This window comes from Methylobacterium indicum (assembly GCF_001043895.1).
GTDB classification, from domain to species: domain Bacteria; phylum Pseudomonadota; class Alphaproteobacteria; order Rhizobiales; family Beijerinckiaceae; genus Methylobacterium; species Methylobacterium indicum.
The window spans coordinates 1-22,714 of record NZ_JTHF01000168.1 but is presented as its reverse complement, the minus strand read 5'-3'; the positions used below and the strand labels follow the sequence as shown (position 1 = coordinate 22,714).

The 22,714-nt window shown below is 71.5% G+C and carries 23 protein-coding genes; 8 read left to right on the top strand and 15 right to left on the bottom strand.

Annotation, left to right across the window (positions count from 1 at the left end; genetic code table 11):
* The 5 genes from QR78_RS19810 to QR78_RS19790 all read right to left on the bottom strand — a co-directional run.
* Positions 1 to 702: hypothetical protein (locus QR78_RS19810; RefSeq protein ID WP_053220995.1), on the bottom strand; the 702-nt coding region annotated here is incomplete at its 3' end.
* 174 nt (positions 703 to 876) lie between these two features.
* Entirely contained in the window at positions 877 to 2,055 is a 1,179-nt protein-coding gene (locus QR78_RS19805; RefSeq protein ID WP_048429288.1) for an L-dopachrome tautomerase-related protein, read from the bottom strand.
* A gap of 79 nt (positions 2,056 to 2,134) precedes the next feature.
* Entirely contained in the window at positions 2,135 to 3,463 is a 1,329-nt protein-coding gene (locus tag QR78_RS19800) for an LLM class flavin-dependent oxidoreductase (RefSeq protein ID WP_048429287.1), read from the bottom strand.
* Positions 3,464 to 3,537: 74 nt separating this feature from the next.
* A complete protein-coding gene (gene metB, locus QR78_RS19795; RefSeq protein WP_425284194.1) occupies positions 3,538 to 4,722 on the bottom strand; it encodes a cystathionine gamma-synthase in 1,185 nt (394 codons plus the stop codon).
* Between the two features lie 108 nt (positions 4,723 to 4,830).
* On the bottom strand, positions 4,831 to 5,661 hold the full coding sequence (locus QR78_RS19790) for an NADPH-dependent oxidoreductase (protein WP_048429286.1): 831 nt from the start codon (positions 5,659 to 5,661) through the stop codon (positions 4,831 to 4,833).
* A 128-nt stretch (positions 5,662 to 5,789) separates the two neighbouring features.
* On the opposite strand from QR78_RS19790, the gene QR78_RS19785 reads away from it, so the two are divergent.
* On the top strand, positions 5,790 to 7,115 hold the full coding sequence (locus tag QR78_RS19785) for an LLM class flavin-dependent oxidoreductase (protein WP_048429285.1): 1,326 nt from the start codon (positions 5,790 to 5,792) through the stop codon (positions 7,113 to 7,115).
* A gap of 20 nt (positions 7,116 to 7,135) precedes the next feature.
* Here QR78_RS19785 and QR78_RS19780 read toward each other — a convergent pair whose 3' ends face one another.
* The 9 genes from QR78_RS19780 to QR78_RS33035 form a co-directional block, all read right to left on the bottom strand.
* Positions 7,136 to 8,053 (bottom strand): type II secretion system F family protein, encoded by a 918-nt coding sequence (locus QR78_RS19780; RefSeq protein WP_048429292.1) that lies wholly within the window; start codon positions 8,051 to 8,053, stop codon positions 7,136 to 7,138.
* Positions 8,054 to 8,183: 130 nt separating this feature from the next.
* Complete coding sequence (locus tag QR78_RS19775; RefSeq protein ID WP_089504288.1) at positions 8,184 to 9,152, bottom strand: type II secretion system F family protein; 969 nt, start codon at positions 9,150 to 9,152, stop codon at positions 8,184 to 8,186.
* 61 nt (positions 9,153 to 9,213) lie between these two features.
* Positions 9,214 to 10,671 carry a TadA family conjugal transfer-associated ATPase gene (locus QR78_RS19770; RefSeq protein ID WP_048429284.1) on the bottom strand — a complete coding sequence of 486 codons (1,458 nt, stop codon included), beginning with the start codon at positions 10,669 to 10,671 and terminating at the stop codon, positions 9,214 to 9,216.
* Between the two features lie 149 nt (positions 10,672 to 10,820).
* Positions 10,821 to 12,065, bottom strand: coding sequence for a CpaE/TadZ family protein (locus tag QR78_RS19765; RefSeq protein ID WP_048429283.1), 1,245 nt, complete (start codon positions 12,063 to 12,065; stop codon positions 10,821 to 10,823).
* Between the two features lie 153 nt (positions 12,066 to 12,218).
* Positions 12,219 to 12,938 carry a CpaD family pilus assembly protein gene (locus tag QR78_RS19760; protein ID WP_048429282.1) on the bottom strand — a complete coding sequence of 240 codons (720 nt, stop codon included), beginning with the start codon at positions 12,936 to 12,938 and terminating at the stop codon, positions 12,219 to 12,221.
* A gap of 68 nt (positions 12,939 to 13,006) precedes the next feature.
* Positions 13,007 to 14,503 (bottom strand): type II and III secretion system protein family protein, encoded by a 1,497-nt coding sequence (locus QR78_RS19755; RefSeq protein ID WP_048429281.1) that lies wholly within the window; start codon positions 14,501 to 14,503, stop codon positions 13,007 to 13,009.
* 74 nt (positions 14,504 to 14,577) lie between these two features.
* Complete coding sequence (gene cpaB / locus QR78_RS19750; RefSeq protein WP_048429280.1) at positions 14,578 to 15,390, bottom strand: Flp pilus assembly protein CpaB; 813 nt, start codon at positions 15,388 to 15,390, stop codon at positions 14,578 to 14,580.
* A 230-nt stretch (positions 15,391 to 15,620) separates the two neighbouring features.
* On the bottom strand, positions 15,621 to 16,127 hold the full coding sequence (locus QR78_RS19745) for an A24 family peptidase (RefSeq protein ID WP_048429279.1): 507 nt from the start codon (positions 16,125 to 16,127) through the stop codon (positions 15,621 to 15,623).
* A 246-nt stretch (positions 16,128 to 16,373) separates the two neighbouring features.
* Entirely contained in the window at positions 16,374 to 16,538 is a 165-nt protein-coding gene (locus QR78_RS33035; protein ID WP_060850171.1) for a Flp family type IVb pilin, read from the bottom strand.
* A 279-nt stretch (positions 16,539 to 16,817) separates the two neighbouring features.
* Between QR78_RS33035 and QR78_RS19740 the strand changes: the two genes are divergently transcribed.
* The 3 genes from QR78_RS19740 (at position 16,818) to QR78_RS19730 (ending at position 18,690) form a co-directional block, all read left to right on the top strand.
* Positions 16,818 to 17,321, top strand: a complete 504-nt coding sequence (locus tag QR78_RS19740; RefSeq protein WP_082172162.1) for a pilus assembly protein N-terminal domain-containing protein — start codon at positions 16,818 to 16,820, stop codon at positions 17,319 to 17,321.
* An 83-nt stretch (positions 17,322 to 17,404) separates the two neighbouring features.
* Positions 17,405 to 18,031 (top strand): TadE/TadG family type IV pilus assembly protein, encoded by a 627-nt coding sequence (locus QR78_RS19735; RefSeq protein ID WP_082172161.1) that lies wholly within the window; start codon positions 17,405 to 17,407, stop codon positions 18,029 to 18,031.
* A complete protein-coding gene (locus QR78_RS19730; RefSeq protein ID WP_048429278.1) occupies positions 18,028 to 18,690 on the top strand; it encodes a TadE/TadG family type IV pilus assembly protein in 663 nt (220 codons plus the stop codon). Before QR78_RS19735 ends, QR78_RS19730 begins: the two co-directional genes overlap by 4 nt.
* A 38-nt stretch (positions 18,691 to 18,728) precedes the next feature.
* Here QR78_RS19730 and QR78_RS19725 read toward each other — a convergent pair whose 3' ends face one another.
* Complete coding sequence (locus QR78_RS19725; protein ID WP_048429277.1) at positions 18,729 to 19,259, bottom strand: retropepsin-like aspartic protease family protein; 531 nt, start codon at positions 19,257 to 19,259, stop codon at positions 18,729 to 18,731.
* A 287-nt stretch (positions 19,260 to 19,546) separates the two neighbouring features.
* On the opposite strand from QR78_RS19725, the gene QR78_RS19720 reads away from it, so the two are divergent.
* From QR78_RS19720 to QR78_RS19705, 4 genes are all read left to right on the top strand, one after another.
* The gene (locus QR78_RS19720) at positions 19,547 to 20,239 is read left to right on the top strand and encodes a 50S ribosomal protein L25/general stress protein Ctc (protein ID WP_048429276.1); all 693 of its coding nucleotides are present in this window, start codon (positions 19,547 to 19,549) and stop codon (positions 20,237 to 20,239) included.
* A gap of 89 nt (positions 20,240 to 20,328) precedes the next feature.
* A complete protein-coding gene (pth, locus tag QR78_RS19715) occupies positions 20,329 to 20,940 on the top strand; it encodes an aminoacyl-tRNA hydrolase (RefSeq protein ID WP_048429275.1) in 612 nt (203 codons plus the stop codon).
* Positions 20,941 to 21,035: 95 nt separating this feature from the next.
* Complete coding sequence (gene ychF / locus QR78_RS19710) at positions 21,036 to 22,133, top strand: redox-regulated ATPase YchF (protein WP_048429274.1); 1,098 nt, start codon at positions 21,036 to 21,038, stop codon at positions 22,131 to 22,133.
* A partial coding sequence (locus tag QR78_RS19705) for an endonuclease V (protein ID WP_048429273.1) occupies positions 22,133 to 22,714 on the top strand: 582 nt, incomplete at its 3' end. The genes ychF and QR78_RS19705, both read left to right, overlap by 1 nt.

Genomic DNA, 22,714 nt, shown 5'->3' with positions numbered 1-22,714 from the left:
GGAGAAGGGGCCGGCGAGCTCCGGGTCCCCCGCGGGCGCCGCCTCGACCCGCCGCTCGACCGCGCTCGCCGGGTGGGCGCGCGAGCGCGCGGGGATGAAGCGGGACGCGGCCGGGGTGGCCGGATGGCCGAGCGTGCAGGCGCCGTAGAGGATGCGGTCGTAGGGTGGGGTATCGGGCGGCGCGGCCGGCAGGGCGGCGATGCAGGCCGCGCCGTGCCCGGCGCACCATTCGAGCGCCTCGATCACCGGGGCGGCCCGCGTCGCCGAGGCCGGATCGACCTCCGCCACCAGGATCACGCTGCCGGGATCGACCGCCCGCAGGAGCTGGGCGAATTCGAGCGCCCGCGCGGCCCGCCGGAACCGGGGCGGGCGCCCGGCGGCCGCCAGGGTCGCGGCCGCTTTCAGCCACGGCCCCGAGACGTCGGGCACGGTGCCGTCCGGCCAGTCGGGCCAGCGGGCGAGGGCCAGTTCGGCGAGATCGTCGAGCACGCGGTCCACCACCGTCGCCGCGCTGCGGGGCTCCTCGGCGGCGACGAGCAGTGCCCCCCGGCCGATCCCCGCCCCCGCCAGCACCTGACCGACGCCGTCCCGGGTGAGGCCGAGGACGGCGAGCCGGCCGCCGCCCGCGAGCCCCGCGATGCGCCCGGCGAGCTCGACCGGCGTCAGGAGCGGCGAACCGGTCGTCTCTCGGGACCTGGGCAAGGCCAAACTGCGTCCCCGGGGACCAGCCGGCGACACCCCGTGCATCGCCTGGCCGGCATGGAGGGATATCCAGCACAGGTTGCCAGGCCTTGCCAAGGGGTTGTGGACAAGGGGTTGGGGCCAAGGGGTCGCGGCCGAGGGGTTGGGCGGCGGTGGAACCGGCCGCCCGCTTCCTCACCGGGCCGGCGCGATCCCCGGCGATCCCGCGGCCGGACCCGTGCGGATCGCCCACAACTCCGTCGGCAGGCTGATCGGCGCGCCGGGCTTGTAGTCGGCCGAATCCTGGATGTGCGAGGTGGTGACGTAGATCGTTCCGTCCGGCCCCTCGCCGAAGGTGTCGGGCCAGCGCAGCTGCGGATCCTGGACCAGGGTCGTCAGCCCGGCGCCGTTATTGGCGAGGTCGCGGACCTTCACGGCATTGTCCTGGGGCGAGGTCACGTACATCCGGCCGTCCTTGCGACCGATCAGCAGGCCGTCCGCCGGCCCGTTCTCGCCGACCGTGACGATCTTGCCCCCGAGCGTCCGGTCGGTGAGCATCTCGGGCACCACCGTGGCGGTCGCCCAGCCCGTCAGGGCGTCGGTCGGTAGGCTGTAGAGCGTCTTGCCCTTGATCGCCTGCCAGTAGAGCGTCTTGCCGTCGGGCGAGAGCGCGATGCCGTCGGCGGAGAACTCGACGCCGCGGCCGTCCGGACGGCGCAGGGTCTGGCCGTCGGCGGTCACGGTCACGCTCTTGTCCGGCATGGTCGTGGGATGGCCCGACAGTACCCGCTTGGCCGAGCCGCTGTCGAGATCGACGACGATCAGGGCACCCTCGGCGCCGGAATCGGTCAGGTAGGCGGTCTTGCCGTCGGGCGAGATCCGCACGTCGTTGAGGTAGGAGGCCTGCAGCACGGTGGGCGCGTCGAACGGGATCGTCTTGATCACCTGGTTGGTCTTCAGGTCGATGCCGACGAGCTTCGGCCCGTCCTTCACCACCGCCCCCATCGCGGGCGCGGCGGCGTCCACCACCCACAGCCGGTCCTGGCCATCCGCCACCACGCTCTGCACGCAGACAAAGTGGGACTTCGGGTCGATCTCGTCCTTCTTCGCGTTGCGCCAGGAATTCCAGCCGGCATCCGGGTAGGGCACCGGCTTGCCGTCCTTGAGTTCGGCCACCGAGACCGGGGCGTCCTCGCTCCAGCGCGGGAAGTTCACGAAGATCCGCCCGTCGCGGGCCACCGTGACGCCGGTGACCTGGTGGTCGAAGCTCGCGACCTTGTCGAGGCGGGCGGAGGCGCCCTGCGCCAGCGCAGGCGCGGCACCGGCGAGGAGGAGGCAGGCGAGCGCGAGGCGGGCGCCGGTGTGATGGGTCATGGGAATGAAAACTCTCCGTCCGGGCACGCGCCCGGACGGAGAACGCAACGGCACCCGGCAAAGGTCCCTGGGAGTATCTTTAACGGGCCGGCCCGTGGCCGCCGGGCGGGCGCGAGCCGAGATGGGAGCGCAGGGTGGTGCCTTCGTACTCGGTGCGAAAGAGGCCGCGGCGGCGCAGCTCGGGCAGGACGAGTTCGATGAAGTCGTCGAGACCGCCCGGCAGGGTCGGCGGCATGATGTTGAAGCCGTCCGCGCCCCCGGCCCGGAATCGCGCCTCCATCTCGTCGACGATCTGGGCCGGCGTGCCGACGATCTGCGAGTGGCCCCGGGCCCCGGCGATGCGCAGGTAGAGCCGGCGCAGGGTCAGGCCCTCACGGCGGGCGAGGTCGAACATGAGCTGCTGGCGCGACTTCAATCCTTCGGTCGCCGGCAGTTCCGGTACCGCGCCGTCCGGGTCGTGCTCCGAGAGGTCGTGGCCGACCATGCGGCTGAGCAGTGCCAGCCCCACCACCGGGTCGATCAGCGCCTGCAGCTCCTCGAACTTGTCCCGCGCCTCCGATTCGGTGCGGCCGACGACCGGGAAGAGGCCCGGCATCACCTTCAGATCGTCCGGGGCGCGGCCGAACCGGGCCATGCGGCCCTTAAGGTCGCGGGAGAACTCGACCGCCTCCTCGAGGGTCTGGTTGGCGGTGAACACGATCTCGGCGGTGCGCGCCGCCAAGTCCTTGCCGGGACCCGACGAGCCGGCCTGGACCAGCACCGGCTGGCCTTGCGGCGTGCGCGACAGGTTGAGGGGGCCGCGGACCTCGAAATGCTTGCCCTTGTGGTCGAGGGGCCGGAAACCGTCGGGCTTCGAGAACTGGCCCGAGGCCTTGTCGATCACGACCGCGTCGTCGTCCCAGGTGTTCCACAACCCCAGGACCACATCGACGAACTCCTCCGCCCGCTCGTAGCGGTCGGCGTGGCGGGCGATCTTGTCGTTGCCGAAATTCGCCGCCTCCAGATCGGTGGCGGAGGTCACGAGGTTCCAGCCGGCCCGGCCGCCACTCAGGTGATCGAGGGAGGCGAAGCGGCGGGCGACGTTGTAGGGCTCGTTGAAGCTCGTCGAGGTGGTGGCGACGAGGCCGATCCGGTGGGTGACGGCGGCCAGCGCCGACAGCAGGGTGACGGGCTCGAAATGCGTCGAGCGGGCGGTGCGCTCGCTCGAGCGCAGGTCGGCGTCGCGGATGCCGGTGCCGTCTTCCAGGAAGATCAGGTCGAACTTCGCGGCCTCCGCGGCTTTCGCCCAGCCGACATAGCGGTCGAGGTTGATCCCGCCATCGGCCTCGCTCGACGGGTGGCGCCAGCCGGCGACGTGGTGGCCGGTGGCGTAGAAGAAGGCGCCGAGGCGCATCGTCCCGTGTGTCATCGCGTCCTCGCTCGGCCGGCATCCCGGATTGTCACGTACCCGATCGGATTTAGGGCGCCGGCGCCGCGGGGCCGTCAGCCCTTGGCGACGGTATCGAGAGCCTGGGCCAGGTCGGCCAGCAGGTCGGCCTCGGCCTCCAGGCCGACCGAGAGCCGCACCAGCCCGTCGCCGACGCCCGCCCGCGCGCGGGCCTCGGGGTCCATGGCGGCGTGGGTCATGGTCACCGGATGGGCGATCAGGCTCTCGACCCCGCCGAGGGATTCCGCCAGGCTGAAGATCGTGAGTGCCCCGACGAGCCGGCGCACCGCCTCGCGCCCGCCCGCGAGTTCGGCGCTCAGCATCGCCCCGAAGCCCGCCTGCTGCGCCTTCGCCAGGGTGTGGCCCGGATGGGCGGGCAGGCCCGGATAATGGACGCGGGCCACCGCCGGATGGCGATCGAGGAAGGCCGCGACCGCGGCGGCGTTGCGCTCCTGGCGCTCGATCCGGGCAAACAGCGTGCGCACGCCGCGCAGGGTGAGGTAGGCGTCGAAGGGCGAGCCGGTGACCCCGACGGTGTTCGCCCAGGCGGCGAGCTCGTCGCCCAGCGCCGCGTCCGCGGCGATCACCGCGCCGCCGATCACGTCGGAATGGCCGTTGAGGAACTTGGTGGTCGAGTGGACGACGAGGTCGGCCCCGAGGGAGAGCGGCCGCTGCAGGGCCGGCGACAGGAAGGTGTTGTCGACCACGAACAGGGCGCCGGCGGCCTTGGCGAGCGCCCCGACCCGGCGGATGTCGGTGATCCGCATCAGGGGGTTGCTCGGCGTCTCGGTCAGCACGATCCGGACCCCCTCGGCGAGGGCGGCCGTGAGCGCCGCCTCGTCGCCCTGGTCGACGAAGGCCACCCGGTAATGGCCCCGCGCCGCCCGCATCGAGAGCAGCCGGTGGGTGCCGCCGTAACAATCGTGCGGCGCCACCAGGAGATCGCCGGGGCGCAGGGGCGACAGGGCGAGGTCGAGGGCCGCCATGCCGCTCGACACCACGACGGCCCGGGCGCCGCCTTCGAGCTTCGCCAGGGTATCGGCGAGCTGGTCGCGGGTCGGGTTGCCGAGGCGGGCGTAGTCGTAGGCCCGGGGCTGCTCGAACTCGGCGAAGGTGTAGGTCGTCGAGAGATAGAGCGGCGGAGTCACCGCCCCGAAGGCGGTGTCGGTGCCGATCCCGTTCGCGGCCGCGATCGTCTCCGCCCGCCGCCGCCGCTCGTGCACCACGCTCTCGTCCGACACGCCGCTCTCCCATCCCGCTGCGCGGGAGACGCCCCGCGTTTCGTTCTGTATGACGAACAAAACGGACGATCAACGGGATATTGTTCGGCGCGGCGTACGGCGCGAACTTTATTTCAAGCCGAAGCCCCGGCGCTCCAGGATCTCCCGCAGCCGGTCGCGGCCGCTCAGGGATTCGGGACCGCGCACCCGGTCGAGGGCGGCGTCGCTCCAGCCGACCTGCGGCATTCCCTGTCCGGCCTGGAAATCGCGCATCGCCGCGTCGTAGGCGGCGACCGCCCCATCGGCGAGGGCGGGGTCGTAGCGGCCGCGATGCAGCACGACGCCCTGCGGCAGCCGCGGCTTCACGGCGGCCGGGCGGGCCGGATCGGGATGGCCGACGCAGAGGCCGAACACCGCCAGCACGTTCGGCGGCAGGCCAAGCAGCGCTGCCACCGCCTCGGGGTCGTTGCGCAGCGCCCCGATATAGACCGTGCCGAGGCCGAGGGATTCGAGCGCCACCGCGGCGTTCTGCGCGGCGAGCGCGGCATCGACCACGCCGACCATCAGCATCTCGAGGTAGGCGAGCCCGTCCGTCGGCTTCCCCCGGTCGCGCCCGAGCGCGTCGAGGCGCGAGAGGTCGGCGAGCCAGACCAGCACCAGGGGCGCCTCGGCGACGTGGCGCTGCCCGCCGGCGATCCCCGACAGGCGCTTGCGGGTCGCCGGATCCTCGACGGCGACGACGCTCCAAGTCTGGAGGTTGGAGGAGGAGGCGGCCGATTGCGCGGCGGCGACGAGCGTGTCCAGGGTCCCCTCCGGCAGGGGATCGGGCCGGAACGCCCGCACGGTGCGGTGGGCCAGAAGCGCCGCGATCACGTCGTTCCAGGGACCCTCGGCGACGGCGCGGGCGGCCTCCCCGCCGTACCGCGCCGTCACGGCCTCCTGTCGTTCGGTCCCGCTCATCCCCACCTCGTCGTTCCGATCCAGCCTGGCTGGAGCGGAGTCGTACACGGTTTCCGTTGACCGGCCAGGGCGGCGGATCCAGATCCGGCCCGCGCCGCTCGCACGCGGCCCAGCACAGGAGCCCGACCATGGCGCGACCCCGCAGGCTTCATCTCGGCGCCTTCATGCGCCCGGTCGGCATCCACACCGCCTGGTGGCGCTATCCCGGCGGCCTGCCCGACGCCAATTTCGACATCCGCCACCTCGCGCGCTTCGCCCGGGAACTGGAGGCGGCGAAGTTCGACGCCTTCTTCATGGCCGACCATCTGGCGCTGCTGAACATGCCCGTGGAAGCGCTCAAGCGCTCGGCGACCGTCACGTCGTTCGATCCCGCCACGCTGCTGCCGGCGCTCGCCATGGTGACCGAGCGGATCGGGCTCATCGCCACGGCCTCGACCACCTACGACCAGCCGTTCCACGTCGCCCGGCGCTTCGCCTCCCTCGACCACCTGAGCGGCGGCCGCGCCGGGTGGAACGTGGTGACGACCTCGAACCCCGACGCGGCGAAGAATTTCGGGCTGAAGCACCATCCCGAGCACGCCGACCGCTACGACCGCGCCCGCGAATTCGTCGAGGTGGTGAAGGGCCTGTGGGATTCCTTCGCCGATGACGCCTTCCTGCGCGACGTCGAGAGCGGGATCTTCTTCGATCCCGACCGGATGCACGTCCTCGACCACCAGGGACCGCATCTGTCGGTGCGCGGGCCCCTCAACGTCGCGCGGCCGGTCCAGGGCTGGCCGGTGATCGTCCAGGCCGGCGCCTCGGAGGCCGGGCGCCAGCTCGCCGCCGAGACGGCCGAGGTGATCTTCGGCGCCGCCGGCAGCCTCGAGGACGGGCGCCGTTTCGCCGAGGACGTGCGCGGGCGCATGGCGGCGATCGGGCGCGATCCCGACCATCTCAAGATCCTGCCGGCCTGCTTCGTGGTGGTCGGCGACACGGTCGAGGAGGCGCGGGCGCGACGCGCCCATCTCGACGGTCTGGTGCACGAGGCGAGCGCCGTCGCCGCCCTGTCGATCGCGCTTGGCGTCGATGCCGGGGCCTTCGACCCCGACGGGCCGCTCCCCGAGATTCCGGAGACCAACCAGTCGAAGACCGGGCGCGAACGGGCGATCGCCCTCGCCCGCCGGGACAACCTGACCGTCCGGCAGCTGGCCCAGCGCCTCGGCGGCTATGCCGGCCTGGCGATGGTCGGCACACCGGCCACCATCGCCGACGAGATGCAGGCCTGGCTGGAGGCCGGCGCCAGCGACGGCTTCAACATCATGGTCTCGGACCTGCCGCAGGGGCTGGAGGACTTCACCCGGAAGGTGGTGCCGGAGCTGCAGGCCCGCGGCCTGTTCCGGCGAGACTACGAGGGCACGACCCTGCGCGAGCATCTCGGGCTCCCACGGCCGGAGAACCGGTTCTTCGCGTGACCGGTTCTCCGCGCGCGGGCCTACTTCATGCTGAAGACCTGCACCATGGCGGGGGTGAGGATCACCACGAACAGCACCGGCAGGAAGAACAGGATCATCGGCACGGTGAGCTTCGGCGGCAGGGCGGCGGCCTTCTTCTCGGCCTCGTTCATGCGCTGGTCGCGGCTCTCCTGGGAGAGCACCCGCAGGGCCTGGCCGACCGGGGTGCCGTAGCGCTCGGCCTGGATCAGCGCGGTGGTGATGTTCTTCACCGATTCGAGGCCGGTGCGCAGGGCGAGGTTCTCGTAGGCGGTGCGCCGGTCCGACAGGTAGGACAGTTCGGCGGTGGTGAGCGCCATCTCCTCGGCCAGCGTCATCGACTGGTTGGCGATCTCGACGCCGACGCGGCGGAACGCCGCCTCGATCGCCATGCCGGATTCGACGCAGATCAGCAGCAGGTCGAGGGCGTCCGGCCAGTTGCGGGTGATCTCGGCCTGTCGCTTCGAGGTCTTGTTGCGCAAAAAGAGCTCCGGCGCCTTGATGCCGAGATAGAGCGCCACGACCACGATGCCGAAGCGCACCAGCACCGGCTGGTCGAGCACCTCCAGCACGAACAGGTAGAACACCGCCAGGACGAAGAAGGCGATCGGCATCACCAGGCGGAAGAACAGGAACGCCACCTCGGCCTGCGGGCCGCGGTAGCCGGCCATGACCAGGCTGTTCTTGGCGTTGTCGGCACCGAGCCAGTCGCCGAGATGAAGGCGTTCGACCACCCGCTTCATGTAGGCCTTGGGCTCCTGGCGCAGGGACGCCTTCTGGTTCAGCCGCTCGCGCTCGCGCAGGCGGATGCGGTCGCGCTCCTTGCCGACGCTCTTCATGCGCCCGGCGAGCCGGTCGGGCTCGAGGAGCGGCTGGACCAGGGTGAAGACCGTGGCCGCCGCCGCCACTGCGGCGAGCATCGCGCCGGCGAAGTGGGGGTCGATCAGCTGGGACAGGAACTGCACGCGCCGTCTCCCGGGAGCGGTGGCGCCGGCCGCGTGGGGGCCGGGCGTGGAACGAGGCGGCGGGGCCGCGAGGACCCCGGCGCGATCAGATGTCGAAGCGGATCATCCGGCTCATCACCACCACGCCGATGATCATCCACAGGGCCGAGCCGACGAGGGCGACGTGACCGATCGAGGTGGTCCAGAGCAGCGAGATGTAGTCGGGGCTGGTGAGGTAGGCCAGCGAGGCGACGACGAAGGGCAGGGAGGCGATGATCGCCGCCGAGGCCTTGGCCTCCATGCTCATCGCCTGCACCTTCTCGGCCATCTTGCGCCGGTCGCGCAGCACCTTCGACAGGTTGCCGAGCGCCTCCGAGAGATTGCCGCCGGACTTCTGCTGGATGCCGACCACGATGGCGAAGAAGTTCGCCTCGGAGACCGGCATCCGCTCGTAGAGGCGGGCGACCGCCTCGGAGAGCGAGATGCCGAGCGCCTGGGCCTCGACCATCGCCCGGAACTCGCTCTTGACCGGCTCCTGCGCCTCGCGGGCGATGATGCGCAGGCAATCGCCGACCGGGAGTCCCGAGCGGATGCCGCGCACGATCACGTCCATGGCGTTGGGCAGTTCGAGGATGAAGCGGGCCATCCGGCGCTTGCGCAGGTAGGACAGGACCCAGCGCGGCAGGCCGAACCCCGCCGCGAAGGCGAGGCCGAGGGCGATCAGCGGGTCGCCGCCGAACAGGAAGCCGAACACGCCGACGACGGCGCCCGCGACCGCGCTGAAGATGTAGAACTGGCGCGTGCCGATGGACAGGCCGGCCTGGGTCAGCCGCATGTCGAGGCTGATCTTGGCCTTCTTCTCCTTGTCCTCGATCTCCTTCAGGCTCTTGGCGACCTGGTCGCGGCGGCTGACCGCCTGCACCCGCTCCACGGCCTGGCGCTGGCCGACGAGGGCCCGCTGGCGCTTGGCCGCCCGCGCCTCGCCCGGCAGCATCGGCACCACCACGGCGGCGGCGATGCAGACCGCGCAGACGACGAGGAGGCCCGCCCCGAGGGTGGCGTCGAACTCGATCACGGGCGGGCTCCGGCGTCCGGACCGGATCCGGAGGGCAGGCGGCGTCGGCGTGGAGCGGCGGTCATGCCGTCTCCTCCACGCGGACCTCGGCGGCATCGAGGGCGGCGGCCAGCGCCCGGTCCTCGCCGTAGTAGCGCGCCCGCTCCCAGAACCGCGGCCGTCCGACCCCGGTCGAGCGGTGGCGGCCGATCAGCTTGCCGTTCGGGTCCTCGCCGACCACGTCGTAGACGAACAGGTCCTGGGTGGTGATGACGTCGCCCTCCATCCCCATCACCTCGGTGATGTGGGTGATGCGCCGCGAGCCGTCGCGCAGGCGCGCGGCCTGGACCACGACGTCGATCGAGCCGGCGATCATCTCGCGCAGGGTCTTCGAGGGCAGGCTGAATCCGCCCATCGCGATCATCGATTCGATACGCGCCAGGCACTCGCGCGGGGAGTTGGCGTGCAGCGTGCCCATCGAGCCGTCGTGGCCGGTATTCATCGCCTGGAGGAGGTCGAAGGCCTCGGGCCCGCGCACCTCGCCGACGATGATCCGCTCGGGCCGCATGCGCAGGCAGTTCTTGATCAGGTCGCGCATCGTGACCTGGCCCTGGCCCTCGAGGTTGGGGGGCCGCGTCTCGAGGCGCACGACGTGCGGCTGCTGCAATTGCAGCTCGGCCGCGTCCTCGCAGGTGATGACGCGCTCGTCGTCGTCGATGTAGCGGGTCAGGCAGTTCAGGAGCGTGGTCTTGCCCGAGCCGGTACCGCCCGAGACCACCACGTTGCAGCGCACCCGCCCGATGATCTGGAGGATCTTGGCGCCCTCGGGCGAGATCGAGCCGAAGCGGGTGAGCTGGTCGAGGGTGAGCTTGTCCTTCTTGAACTTGCGGATGGTGAGCGCCGGGCCGTCGATGGCGAGCGGGGGGGCGATCACGTTGACGCGCGAGCCGTCGGGCAGGCGCGCGTCGCAGATCGGCGAGGCCTCGTCGACCCGGCGGCCGACCTGGCTGACGATCCGCTGGCAGATGTTCATCAGCTGCTGGTTGTCGCGGAAGCGCACGCCCGTCAGCTGGATCTTGCCGCCGACCTCGATGTAGGTCCGGTTGGCGCCGTTCACCATCACGTCGGCGATGTCGTCGCGGGCGAGCAGCGGCTCCAGCGGGCCGTAGCCGAGCACGTCGTTGCAGATGTCGTCGAGCAGCTCTTCCTGCTCGGCGATCGACATCACGACGTTCTTGAGGCCGATGATCTCGATGACGATGTCGCGGATCTCTTCCCGCGCCGCGTCCGGCTCGAGGCGGGCGAGCTGGGTGAGGTCGATCGCCTCGATCAGCGCGCCGAAGATCATGCTCTTCGTGCGGTAATACTCGTCCGAGCGGGTGTTCTCGACCGGAACCGGGACCTCGCGGGGGGGAGCGGACTCGGTCCGCCGCCCGTCCTGGAAGACCGGCGCCACCGCCTCGACCGGCACCGGTGCGGGGCCGGCCGGGCGCGGGGCCGGACTCTTCTGCGCCGTCGCTCCGGGTCTCCTGCCGAACATGGGATCAGCGGCCTTCTCGAGAAAACGGGACCCCGCCGCGCGGGAGTCGGGGGCGAGGGGACGCGGCGGGAGGAGACTCGCCCCGCCGGAGCGGCGCCCTCACGCCGCGTCGTGCTGCCGGTCGTCGCCGCCGGCGCTCGGCCGCCCGCTCAGGACGCCTTGCGGCGGCCGAGCCGGGCGAGGAGCGGCTCGAGCAGGTTCGGCCGCCCGCGGCGGGCCTCGGCGCGGCCGGTGAGGCTGCCGGCGAGCTCGGTCAGGATCTCGGTGACCTTGGCGCCGGCCTGCACCTCGGCCAGCATCTGGCCGTTATTGGCGGCGGTGCCGAACAGGGCGGGATCGAACGGCAGGGCCGCGGCGACCGGCGCGTCGAGGGCCTTGGCGAATTCCGCCGTGGCGATCTCGGGGCGCTTGGGCATCCCGACCCCGTTGAGGACGAGGCGCGGCATCCGGTCGTGCGGACGGGCGCTCTTGAGGAGCTCGAACAGGTTGCGGGCGTTGCGCAGGGAGGCGAGGTCGGGGGCGGCCACCACCACGATCTCGTCGGCGCCGATCAGCATGCGGCGGCACCAGGCCGACCAGGCATGGGGCACGTCGAGCACGATGCAGGGCACGCTCGCCCGCAGCACGTCGATCACGCCGTCGAAGGCCCCTTCCGCGAAGTCGGTCGGGCGGTCGAGGGTGGCGGGCGCGGCGAGCAGGCTCAGGTTGTCGGTGCACTTCGACAGGAGCCGGTCGACGAAGTTCGAATCCACCCGCTCGGGCGCGAACACCGCCTCGGCCACGCCCTGGGGCGGATCCTGGTTGAAGTTGAGCCCGGCGGTGCCGAAGGCGACGTCGAGATCGGCGATGACCGTGGCGGTCCCGAAGTCGCGTGCCACCGACCAGGCGAGGTTGTGGGCGAGCGTCGAGGCGCCGACGCCGCCCTTGGCGCCGACCACCGCGATCGTCCGGCCGAGGGGCTCGGCGGCGGGATCGCAGAACAGGTCGGAGATCGCCGCGATCACCGCGACCGGCTCGATCGGCGCGATCAGGTATTCGCTGACGCCGCGGCGGATGAACTCGCGGTAGAGCACCACGTCGTTGACGTGGCCGACCACCACCACCTTGGTGCCGGCGTCGCAGACCTCCGCCAGGCCGTCGAGGGTCGCGAGCGGGCTGCCCTTCGAGGCGCCGATCTCCACCATGATGACGTTCGGCGTCGGGGCGTTGCGGTAGGCCTCGGTGGCGGCGGGCGCGCCGCCCATCTGGACGCGGGTATGGGCCTTCTGCATCCGCCGGTCGGCGGCGGCGGCCTCGATCACCGCGGCGACGTCGGCGCTCTCGCAGAAGGCCTGGACGGTGATGCGCGGAACCGGGGCGATGATCCGGTCGGTCGGCGAGGTCGCATCAGACATGACGGAGCGCCTGCGGGACGGTGGCGACACGCCGGGCCCGCATCGGGGCCGGCCGGGACCGGGAGGAGCAGGGTCGGCGGCGGGTCCGGGCCCGTGTGGCGCCGGCCCGCCTCGCCGCGGGCGCGGCGGCGTCTGTCGTCCGGCGCGTCATCATCACTGGGCCACCTGGTTCTTCACGCTCGCGCGGCCATCCTGCTTCCAACTGGTTGATGGATCCTTTCCGGTGCGCAGGTCGATCAGGTTCTGGGTCCGGATCGCCGTGTCGATCCGGCCCTCCTGGCGGCCGCGCACGAGGTCGACCGGGTCGGCGATCTGGCTCGCGACGTTCGACTGCATGGCGCAGCCGAGGTTCCAGTACGGCTCGTTGCGGGTGTTGAAGCCGGCATTCGACGAGCCGAGATCCTGCGGCCACAGCCCGCAGGCGCCCGCGACCTTGGCCTGCATCCGCTGGAAGCTGAGGCGGACCGGCGCGCTCACCGCGACGTTGGCGACCGGGTAGGGCGCGACCACGATCTCCCGCAGGGTGACGCCGCGCTCCAGCGCCCGAGCCCGCACCCGCTGGAGGGTGCGCTCGACCGCGACGCCCGAGACCTGCGAGCCGCGCGGCACCTCGAACACCAGGACCCCGCGGCCGTAGCGGCGGTACTCGGTGAGGAACCCGTCGACGTCGTCGGCCTGGCGCGGGTCGATATGGCCGGTCCCGGTCACGAACACGTCGAGGTTGCGGGCCGAATCCGACAGCACGATCGGGTGCCGCTCGGGGACCGTCATCGGATAGGTCGATCCCGTGGTCAGCGGCGGCCGGGTGCTGGTGCACGCGGCAAGGCCGGCCGAGGCGGCGAGGAGCGTCAGGCGGAGGGCGATGCGGATCATGGGGCGATGTCTCGACGGACCAAGTCTTGACCGGAGAAGTCTCGGCAACGGCGCGGGGAGGGGACGGATCAGTCCGTGATGAAGCCGACCCGGCCGCGATAGCGCGCGCCCAGAGGCGCGGCGCCGACGACGCCGTAGAGCCGGTTGAAGCGGCCGAGCAGCACCGACTGGCTGTCGCTGACCTCGGTGAAGCCGTCGTCGGGCTTCTTGACCTGGCCCGGATCCATCGGCTTGGCGATGAACGGCGTCACCATGATCATCAGCTCCGTCTCCTGGCGCTGGTAGTCGCGGGAGCGGAACAGGGCGCCGAGCACCGGCAGGTTGACCATGCCCGGCAGGCCGCTGATCGCCTGGCGGTTGCGCTGCTGGATCAGGCCGGCGATCATCATCGTGCCGCCCGAGGGCAGCTCGATCGTGGTCTCGGACTTGCGCACCGTGAGGCCCGGCACCGAGATGGTGTTGTTGCCGTTCGAGACCGGGATCGCCGCCTGGGGGTCGATCTCGGTGACGTTGGTGCCGACCCGGATCGAGATCCGGTTCTCGGACTGCACCACCGGGGTGAAGTTGAGCGCGACGCCGTAGGGCTTGTACTCGATGCCGACCGAGCAGTTCGAGGAACTGGAGGCGATCACCGCCGAGCAGCTCTGGCTCGTCGGCACCGGGATCTCGCCGCCGGCGGTGAAGTTCGCCGCCTCGCCGGAGATCGCCGTCAGGGTCGGCTCGGCCAGGACCCGCGACACGCCGGCCTGCTCGAAGGCGCGCAGGGTCGCCTGGAGCGAGAACCCGCCGGCCTTGATCGAGCCCGAGATGTCGTTGCCGGCCGGGTAGGACCCGCCGGTGAGCGGGAACGGCACGCCGTTCACGAAGTTCATCGCGCTCCAGTTGGCGTTCAGGTTGACGCCGAACTGCTTGAGCACCTGGCGCGACACCTCGACCACGGTGACGCGCAGCATCACCTGGTCCTTGCCGCGGATCGTCAGGTTGTTGATCACCGCGCCGCGGGCGCCGGTCGCCGCGCCGCCGACGCCCACGAAGGCGTTGGCGATGTCGATGGCCTGCTGCGCCTCGCCCGAGGAGGCGACGGTGCCGGTCAGCAGCACCGAATCGCCCGCCGGACGAATGTCGAACCGCGCGCCCGGGATGCTGGTGGCGAGCGTCTGGCGCAGCACGTTGAGGTCGCGCCCGACCGTGACGTCGAGGGCGGCGATCTGCCGGCCCTCGCCGTCCATCACGAAGATCGAGGTGGCGCCGTTCTCCATCCCGATCACGAACACCTTGCGGGTCGAGCGCACGACGGCGTTCGCCACCTTGGGGTTCGCGACGAAGACCTCCTTGGCGTCCCGCGGCAGGTCGATCACCAGCGAGCGGCCGATGGTCAGGTCGAGGCGGCGCGACACGTCGGCCTCGTTGGCGCCGACATTCACGACCGGGGCGGGCACGATGCCGCCGCGCATCGCCACGCCGCCCTGGGCGAGCGCGGGACCGGCGGCCAGGGACGCCACGGCACCGGCGAGCAGGGTGGCACGGAGGAGGGCGGCCGCCGGACGGATCTGGAACAGGGTCATGGAACGGAGGCTCGCGGCACGGGATCTCGCGGCGCGGGGGCCGGTCGCGCGGGGGAGGCCGGAAGAGGACGCGCTCATCGGCGGGGCATCTGCTTGGCGACGCCGTAGCGGACGACCGTGAGGCCGCCCTCGGCCGGCGGCTGCTCCGTCGCCGCCGGGGCGGCCTGGCCGGCATCGGCGAGGCTGCGCAGGGTGAGGGAAAGCTGACCGACCTTCTGGGCCAGGGTGACGGCCTCGGCCTGGGACGGGGTCAGCTCGAGGGTCGCGGTGTCGCCGGTGACGACCCGCTCGCCGTTGCGCTCCTGCACGGTCTGGCCGACCGCCAGGACGCGGATGTTGGTGAGGATCGTCTCGGCGGTCTGGACGTCCCCGCCGCCGGAACGCGCCGCGTCCTCGTCGCGGGAGGTGCGCAGGACGTCGACCCGGTCGTTGGGCAGGATGAAGCCGCCGGCGGTGTTCGAGCCGCGGGCGTCGATCGAGATCGCGACGGCGCGCATGCCGGAGGGCAGGATCGCCGACAGGAAGCCGCTGCCGTTGGCCTTGATCAGCTTCTCGCGCCGGATCGGCTCGCCGGACAGGAACGGGCTGCGCACGATCGAGCCGACCGTGTCCTCGAGGGCCGAGGGGGCGGCGGCGCGCTGCAGGAAGCCGTCGCCGGCGGCGGTCTTCGGCCAGGGCTGCCAGCGCAGGTCCGGCGCCTTGACGGTCTGTCCCATCGGCAGCTCGGCGGCGGCGACCAGCACCTCCACGGTCTCCATCGCGGGGGCCGGCGCGGCGACCGGGGCGACCTGCGGCGGCGGGGGCGGCTCACGGCCGCTCATCATGACGAAGGCCCCGGCCCCGGTCACGACGGCGACGCTGATGAGAAGCAAGCGCGATGACTTCATGGGGCGCCAAACAGAGGAGACGGCAGGGGACGACGCGGTGCCGCCCTCCACCGGACTTCATCAGGCAATCCTCAAATTAAGGTTAACCGTCCTTAGGGTTAACGATCCGCCTCCCGCGACGGCGGCGGTTCGTCCCGCGCGCGGGACGGGCCGACGCACCGCGTCCGGCCGGGGCCGGGCACGGTGCGCTGAAACCTCGGGAGGAGAGGGAGAAAGCGCCCGGCGGGCTCTCACGCCGACAACGCGAGGCGCCACAGCGGCGCCGACGGGCAGGTGATCAGCGCCGACGCCGACAGGGCGACCCCGTAGGGCATGCCGACGCAGCGGTCGTGCAGGCGCAGCGCGAACGGCCAGGCGATCACGAAGCCGGGGAGGGGCTGGCCGCGCACGTACAGGATGGCCAGCGCCAGGACGCCGCCGAGCAGCGAGAAATTCACGACATAGTCGAGGAGCGGCTCGAATCCGAGCCACAGGGCGGTCGCCGCGGCGAGCTTGGCGTCGCCGCCGCCGATCACCCCGAAGGCGAACAGTGTGAAACCGACCGTCAGCACCAGGCCGAAGGCGCCGATATGGCTCCCGATCTCGGTCCAGCCGAGACTGGCGGTCGCGGCCAGCGGCACGAAGGCGGCCACCAGGATCAGGCTGACCCGGTTGGGGATCGTCATCGTGAGGACGTCGCTCGCGGCCGCGTAGGCCATCAGGAACGGGAACACGACGAGGAGGCAGAGGCTGGCCATGCGGGCTCGCGGGAAACGTGTCGACGAGCGCGGATCGACGGAAGAGGCCTCGATGCGCGCGGAATCGAGAAAGGCGGCACGTGGCCCGACCGCCCTCCAAGGAGAGGCCGTGCGCCTTGCCGCCGTTGTGCAGGCCGTCCGGTCGTCGTGGGGACGACCAGGCATTCGACCCGCCTCGGGACGCGGCTTTCGCGGCCGTGTCGCCCTCGCGCGCCGGCCCGCCATTGCGGGCCGGCCCTGCGAGACTTACTTGAGGTTGCCGGCGATCGAGTTGAACTGGGCGCCGAGGTTCTGGCCGACGGTGCGGGCCGCAACGATCACCGCCAGGGCGATCAGGGTCGCGATCAGGCCGTACTCGATCGCGGTCGCACCGGACTCGTCGCTGACGAAACGCTTCAGCTTGGTGATCATAACTCTGTTCCCGCCTGGATGATCTCGGTTAGTCCACCGACAATCGACTGGCGCCGATCGGGACTGACGACAACCTAGGCCGACTGCGTTGCAGTTGCGTTAAAGCGATCGTCGATCCAGGCGGGCCGATTTGAAATTTCGGCCTTGGTTAACGGGCGCCTGCCGCAATCGAGGACGCATCCCGATCCCCGGCAGTGCCGAACAGCCTTAGCGGTTTGTCAACCGTCCGGCGCTTGACTGGCGCGAGTGCAGAATCGCGCCCGAAAGTTCGCCTCGCCGATGAACCCGCCCCGCCGTCCCAGCTTCCCGAGCGCCGCGTGCCTCTTCCTGGCCGCGGCCCTGCTGGGTCCCGCCGCCGCGCAGGGAAGCGACGGGGCGACCGTGACCGTCATGGTCGACAATGCCAAGGTGATCCGCCTGCCGGAGCGCACCGCGACCGTGATCGTCGGCAACCCGATCATCGCCGACGTGTCGCTGCAGCGGAACGGCATCGTGGTCCTCACCGGCAAGAGCTTCGGCAGCACCAACCTGATCGCCCTCGATTCGAGCGGCACGATGCTGGCCGAATCGGCCATCAGCGTCCGGGCCGGCAGCCCCTCGGTGGTCACCGTGCAGCGCGGGCTCGAGCGCGAATCGTATTCCTGCACGCCGGCCTGCCAACCCGCGATGCAGCTCGGCGATGCCCAGCGGTACTTCTCCGAGGTGAGCGGGCAGGCCGGCCAGCGCAACTCCCTGGCGACGGCGGGCGCCGCCGCCGCGGGCGCCGCGGCGGGGATGCGCTGAGGTCTCGGGGATCGGCGTAACGGATCGGCAACGTCCAGCCGTCATCGAGCGTGCCGAGGCCCCGCACGGAGACGAACCGCCCCATGCCCTCTCGTCGCGCGCAGCACGAAGCCGGGCCGCCATCCGGCCGGCCCACGCGCGGCGGCGCGACGATCCGGCGGTTCTGCGCCGCCCGGGACGGGGCGACCGCCGTGGAGTTCGGCCTGATCGCGATGCCGTTCCTCTGCCTCGTCGCGGCCATTGTCGAGACCGCGCTCGCATTCTTCGCCGGCCAGGTCCTCGACAACGCCGTGTCGAGCGCGGCCCGCCAGCTCTACACGGGACAGTTCCAGGCCGCCCGCGCCTCCGACCCGCCGCCGCCCCAGGGCAAGACCACGCAGCAGGTCGCCCTCGATGCCTTCAAGGCGGCGATCTGCAATGGCCGGGTCACGATCTTCGCGTGCAGCAGCGTCAAGGTCGACGTGCTGACGATGCCGGATGGCGGCAGCTACACACCGGGAAGCCCGATCGATTCGACGACCAAGTCCTGGCGCACCACTCCCACGGCCTTCGGTACGCAGTACCAGGATCCGGGCTCGAACCGGATCGTGATCGTGCAGGCCGCGGTCGAGTTCCCGGTCTTCTTCAGCTTCCTCAACCCCAACACCCTGGCAAACGGCAAGCGCGTGCTCCAGAGCACCGTGGCGTTCCGCACGGAGCCCTACCAATGAGCCGGCGGGAGCAGGATGCCGAAGGACTTCGGGCCGCGCTGGCGCGGTTCGGGCGGGCGCCCGACGGTCTCGCGGCGATCGAGTTCGCCATGGTGCTGCCGCTCCTGCTGCTGCTCTATCTCGGCACCACCGACGTCGCCGGCTACGTCAGCAATTTCCGCAAGGTCACGCTCGCCGCCCGCACGGTGGCCGATCTCGTGGCCCGGGAGGCGGGGGATATCCCGGCCGCCCAGTTCGCCACCATCGCCAAGGCCGGCCGGGCGGTGCTGGCGCCCTTCGACGGCGCGTCCGCCCGGATCTCCGCCAAGGCGATCGGCGTCTACGACACCGGCGGCCAGGCGCGGGTCTGCTCCTACGCGGTCGATGCCGGCAATGCCGGCGTGGCGCAGCCGACCGCTCCGACGACCGTGCCGCCGCCGGTGCCGGACGCGTTCAAGACCGCGGGGGCGCGCTACGTCGTCGTCGAGCTGACGATGACCTACAAGCCCCTGTTCGGGACGACCCTCGCCGACAAGTTCAAGCTCAGCACCATGACCGAGACGGTGGTCTGGCCGGTGCGCAACGGGAAGGTCTACAACGTCGCGGTGACGGCCTCGCCGGAGGTGGTGCTGCCGACCGTGACCGATACCCGCAACGGCGGCGCCTGCCCGGCGAGCTGAGCCGGGCCGGCCGCGCGTCGCGCGCGGGGCGCGTGATCTCACCCGCGCAGGATCATCCGGCCGCCCGCGACCTCGAACCCGCGCAGGCGGCGCAGGAACGACATGCCCAACAGGCTGGTCTCGAGCCGGCCGCTCGGCAGCACCAGCGCCTCGACGTCGCGCACCGCGATGCCGCCGACCCGCAACTCGCGCACCCGCACCGGGGCCGCCGGAACCGTGCCGTTGGCGGTGCCCACCTTGGCGGTGAAGTCGCGCTCCGTGACCCGCAGGCCGATCCGTTCCGCATCCTCCCGGGTGAACACGCAGAGCGTCGCCCCGGTATCGACCAGCATGCGCAGCACCCGGCCCTCGACCTCGGGGTGGGCCTTGTAGTGGCCCGACAGGTCCTGGGCCAGGGTCACGCTCGCCTCGGCTCCGGGCCGGGCGGGCACGGGCGCCGGGGCGGCCGGGGATACGGTGAGGGGCGCGGAGCCGGACAGGCCGGACCTCGCGATGCGCTCGGTGACGGACCCGCCGGCGACGACGGCCCCGGCGAGCACGCCGAGGGCCCAGAGGATCGGGCGCGTCACGGACAACCTCCGGGCTTTCGGGTGAGGGCGATGCCGCGCAGGGTCGGGGCCGACCGGTTAAGGATCCGTCCGGACCTTCGGACGAAAACCGCGTGATCCCCCGATCCCGGCCGCTTCCTTGCCATCCGGGGCGAGGTCTGCTAGGGGCTCCACCGCCCGCCGGACACCCTTGGAGGCCGGATCCCCTCGCGGGGACGGGCGTGGCGACGTCGGTTCACAGGGCCGTCCTCGAGGGGGCGGCCTTCGGCGTTTGAGCCATCCGCAACACCAGTTTTAAGGATCACGCCATGAGCGCCGTGAAGCCGCTTGAGGCCGTGGCACGCGACCGGGTCGGCAAGGGGGCCGCCCGGGCCGTTCGTCGCCAGGGCCAGGTGCCGGCCGTCATCTACGGGGGCAACCAGCCGCCGCAGGCCATCGCCATCGACCTCATCCGCACCCGCACCCTGATCTACGCCGGTGGCTTCCGCACCACCGTGTTCGAGATCAGCGCCGGCGGCCGCAAGGTCCGGGCGATCCCGCGCGACTTCCAGCTCGACCCGGTCACCGGCGTGCCGATGCACGTCGACTTCCTGCGCGTCGTCGCCGGCCAGTCGATCGAGGTCGAGGTGCCGGTGCACTTCACCAACGAGGACGCGGCTCCCGGCATCAAGCAGGAGGGCGGCACGCTCAACGTGGTGCACCACACCGTCACCGTCGAGGTCGCGCCCGAGTCGATCCCGGATGCCATCACGGTCGACCTGACCGGCAAGGCGATCGGCGACACCATCCACGTCTCCGACCTGCCCGCCCCGGCCGGCGTCACCTTCGTGCTCGGCGGTGACGAGGTCGTCGCCACGGTCGTGCCGCCGACGGTGCTCGGCGCCGAGGTCGAGGCCGAGGAGGCCGCGGTGGCCGAGGCCGCCCGCGCCGAGTCCGCTGCCGAGGCTGCGGAAGAGGCCGCCGAAGAGGCCGCCAAGGACGAGGCCGCCAAGGAGGACTGAGCCCTCCGGGCTCGATCCCTTCCAGTCCTGGAACGCCCCGGTCGCGAGACCCGGGGCGTTTCCCTTTTCTCGGGGAGCCTCGTTTCGGCATGCGGCTGTTCGTCGGCCTCGGCAATCCCGGCAGCCGCTACGCGGGCAACCGGCACAATATCGGCTTCATGGCGCTCGACGCGATCGCGCGCCGGCACCGCGCCGCGCCGTGGCGGCGCAAGTTCCAGGGCGACTGCACCGAGGCGGTGATCGGCAGTGAGCGCGTGCTGCTCCTGAAGCCCCTGACCTTCATGAACGAATCCGGCCGGGCGGTGACGGAGGCGCAGCGCTTCTACAAGATCCCGCTGGAGAGCGTCGTGGTGTTCCACGACGAGCTCGACCTCGCGCCCGCCAAGCTCAGGGTGAAGAAGGGCGGCGGCAATGCCGGCCATAACGGCCTGCGCTCGATCACCGCGCAATGCGGCAACGAGTATTGGCGCGCCCGCCTCGGCATCGGGCATCCGGGCGACAAGGCCCTGGTCCACGCCTACGTGCTCAACGACTTCGCCAAGGCCGAGATGCCCTGGGTCGAGGATCTGTGCGATGCGATGGCCGACGCCGCCGAGCTGATGGCGGCCGGCGAGGATGCCCGCTTCCAGAACAAGGTCCACCTCGCCATGGCCGGCCGCGGCTGGGACGAGGTGAAGCGCGTCGGCGAGAAGCCGGCTTGACCCGTGCCCCCCGACGCCGCAAGTCCGGCGCAACCCAGTGCGATGCAGCGAACGCCGCGGGCCGGCGATTGGCTTGAACGGAACGGAACGATCTGATGGGCTTCAAATGCGGCATCGTCGGCCTGCCGAACGTCGGCAAGTCGACGCTCTTCAATGCGCTGACGCAGACCGCGGCGGCGCAGGCGGCGAACTATCCGTTCTGCACCATCGAGCCGAATGTCGGCGAGGTGGCGGTGCCGGATAGCCGGCTCGACGACCTCGCCCGGATCGCCTCCTCGAAGGAGATCATCCCGACCCGCCTGACCTTCGTCGACATCGCCGGCCTGGTGCGCGGCGCCTCGAAGGGCGAGGGCCTCGGCAACCAGTTCCTCGCCAATATCCGCGAGGTCGACGCCATCGCGCACGTCGTGCGCTGCTTCGAGGACGGCGACGTCACCCACGTCGAGGGCAAGGTCGACCCGATCGCCGACATCGAGACGATCGAGACCGAGCTGATGCTCGCCGATCTCGACAGCCTCGAGAAGCGCCTCACCGCGCTGGAGAAGAAGGCCAAGGGCGCCGACAAGGAAGCCAAGGAGGTCCTCGACCTCGTCCAGCGCGCGCTGCCGCTCCTGCGCGACGGCAAGCCGGCCCGCCTCGTCCAGCGCAAGCCCGACGAGGAGCGCCTCTTTTCGCAGCTCGGCCTGATGACGGCCAAGCCCGTCCTCTACGTCTGCAACGTCGAGGAAGGCGCGGCCGATGCCGGCAACGCCCATTCGGCCGCCGTCTTCGCCCGCGCGAAGGAGGAAGGCGCCAAGGCGGTCGTCGTCTCGGCCAAGATCGAGAGCGAGATCGCGGTGCTGCCGCCGGCCGAGCAGGTCGAGTACCTGGAGGCCGTCGGCCTCGCCGAGCCGGGCCTCAACCGGGTGATCCGCGCCGGCTACGAGCTTTTGGGCCTCATCACCTACTTCACCGTCGGCCCCAAGGAGGCCCGCGCCTGGACCATCACCAAGGGCACCCGCGCGCCGGGCGCCGCCGGGGTGATCCACACCGACTTCGAGAAGGGCTTCATCCGGGCCGAGACCATCGCTTTTGCCGATTACACGGCGCTGAAGGGCGAGGCGGGCGCCCGCGAGGCCGGCAAGCTCCGGCTCGAGGGCAAGGAGTACCTGGTGCAGGACGGCGACGTGCTGCACTTCCGCTTCAACACCTGATGGACCTCGTCCGGCGCCACGGCTGGGACCTGACGCCCACGGCGGCGGTCGCGCTCCAGCGCGAGCTTGCCGGCGAGGTCGTGTCCGACCGGCCGCTGAAACTCGACGCCGTGCGGCTCGTCGCCGGCGTCGACGTCAGCGTGAAGAACGAGCGCTCGCACGCCGCGATCGTGGTCGCGACCTTTCCCGATTTCCGGGTGGTCGAGACCGTGACCGCCGAGATGGCGACGCCGTTTCCCTACGTGCCGGGCCTCCTGAGCTTCCGCGAGGGCCCGGTGCTGGAAGAGGCCTTCGGGCGGCTCGCCGCCGAGCCGGACGTCTTCCTGTTCGACGGCATGGGCACGGCGCATCCGCGCCGCATCGGCATCGCCAGCCATATGGGCCTGTGGCTGCAGCGCCCGACGGTCGGCGTCGGCAAGACCCGGCTCTGCGGCCGCAACGCGCCCCTCGACGAGGCGAAGGGCGCCCACCAGCCGCTGATCGACAAGGGCGAGACGATCGGTGCGGTGGTCCGCACCCGCACGGGCAAGCACCCGCTCTTCATCTCGCCCGGCCACCTCGCCGACATCCCGACCAGCGTC

Coding starts and splice junctions, on each gene's coding strand:
- QR78_RS19805 (WP_048429288.1), bottom strand. CDS start 2,055: ATGACCCATCACACCGGCGCCCGCCTCGCGCTCGCCTGCCTCCTCCTC.
- QR78_RS19800 (WP_048429287.1), bottom strand. CDS start 3,463: ATGACACACGGGACGATGCGCCTCGGCGCCTTCTTCTACGCCACCGGC.
- QR78_RS19790 (WP_048429286.1), bottom strand. CDS start 5,661: ATGAGCGGGACCGAACGACAGGAGGCCGTGACGGCGCGGTACGGCGGG.
- QR78_RS19785 (WP_048429285.1), top strand. CDS start 5,790: ATGGCGCGACCCCGCAGGCTTCATCTCGGCGCCTTCATGCGCCCGGTC.
- QR78_RS19780 (WP_048429292.1), bottom strand. CDS start 8,053: ATGCTCGCCGCAGTGGCGGCGGCGGCCACGGTCTTCACCCTGGTCCAG.
- QR78_RS19770 (WP_048429284.1), bottom strand. CDS start 10,671: ATGTTCGGCAGGAGACCCGGAGCGACGGCGCAGAAGAGTCCGGCCCCG.
- QR78_RS19765 (WP_048429283.1), bottom strand. CDS start 12,065: ATGTCTGATGCGACCTCGCCGACCGACCGGATCATCGCCCCGGTTCCG.
- QR78_RS19760 (WP_048429282.1), bottom strand. CDS start 12,938: ATGATCCGCATCGCCCTCCGCCTGACGCTCCTCGCCGCCTCGGCCGGC.
- QR78_RS19755 (WP_048429281.1), bottom strand. CDS start 14,503: ATGACCCTGTTCCAGATCCGTCCGGCGGCCGCCCTCCTCCGTGCCACC.
- cpaB (WP_048429280.1), bottom strand. CDS start 15,390: ATGAAGTCATCGCGCTTGCTTCTCATCAGCGTCGCCGTCGTGACCGGG.
- QR78_RS19745 (WP_048429279.1), bottom strand. CDS start 16,127: ATGGCCAGCCTCTGCCTCCTCGTCGTGTTCCCGTTCCTGATGGCCTAC.
- QR78_RS33035 (WP_060850171.1), bottom strand. CDS start 16,538: ATGATCACCAAGCTGAAGCGTTTCGTCAGCGACGAGTCCGGTGCGACC.
- QR78_RS19740 (WP_082172162.1), top strand. CDS start 16,818: ATGAACCCGCCCCGCCGTCCCAGCTTCCCGAGCGCCGCGTGCCTCTTC.
- QR78_RS19735 (WP_082172161.1), top strand. CDS start 17,405: ATGCCCTCTCGTCGCGCGCAGCACGAAGCCGGGCCGCCATCCGGCCGG.
- QR78_RS19730 (WP_048429278.1), top strand. CDS start 18,028: ATGAGCCGGCGGGAGCAGGATGCCGAAGGACTTCGGGCCGCGCTGGCG.
- QR78_RS19720 (WP_048429276.1), top strand. CDS start 19,547: ATGAGCGCCGTGAAGCCGCTTGAGGCCGTGGCACGCGACCGGGTCGGC.
- pth (WP_048429275.1), top strand. CDS start 20,329: ATGCGGCTGTTCGTCGGCCTCGGCAATCCCGGCAGCCGCTACGCGGGC.
- ychF (WP_048429274.1), top strand. CDS start 21,036: ATGGGCTTCAAATGCGGCATCGTCGGCCTGCCGAACGTCGGCAAGTCG.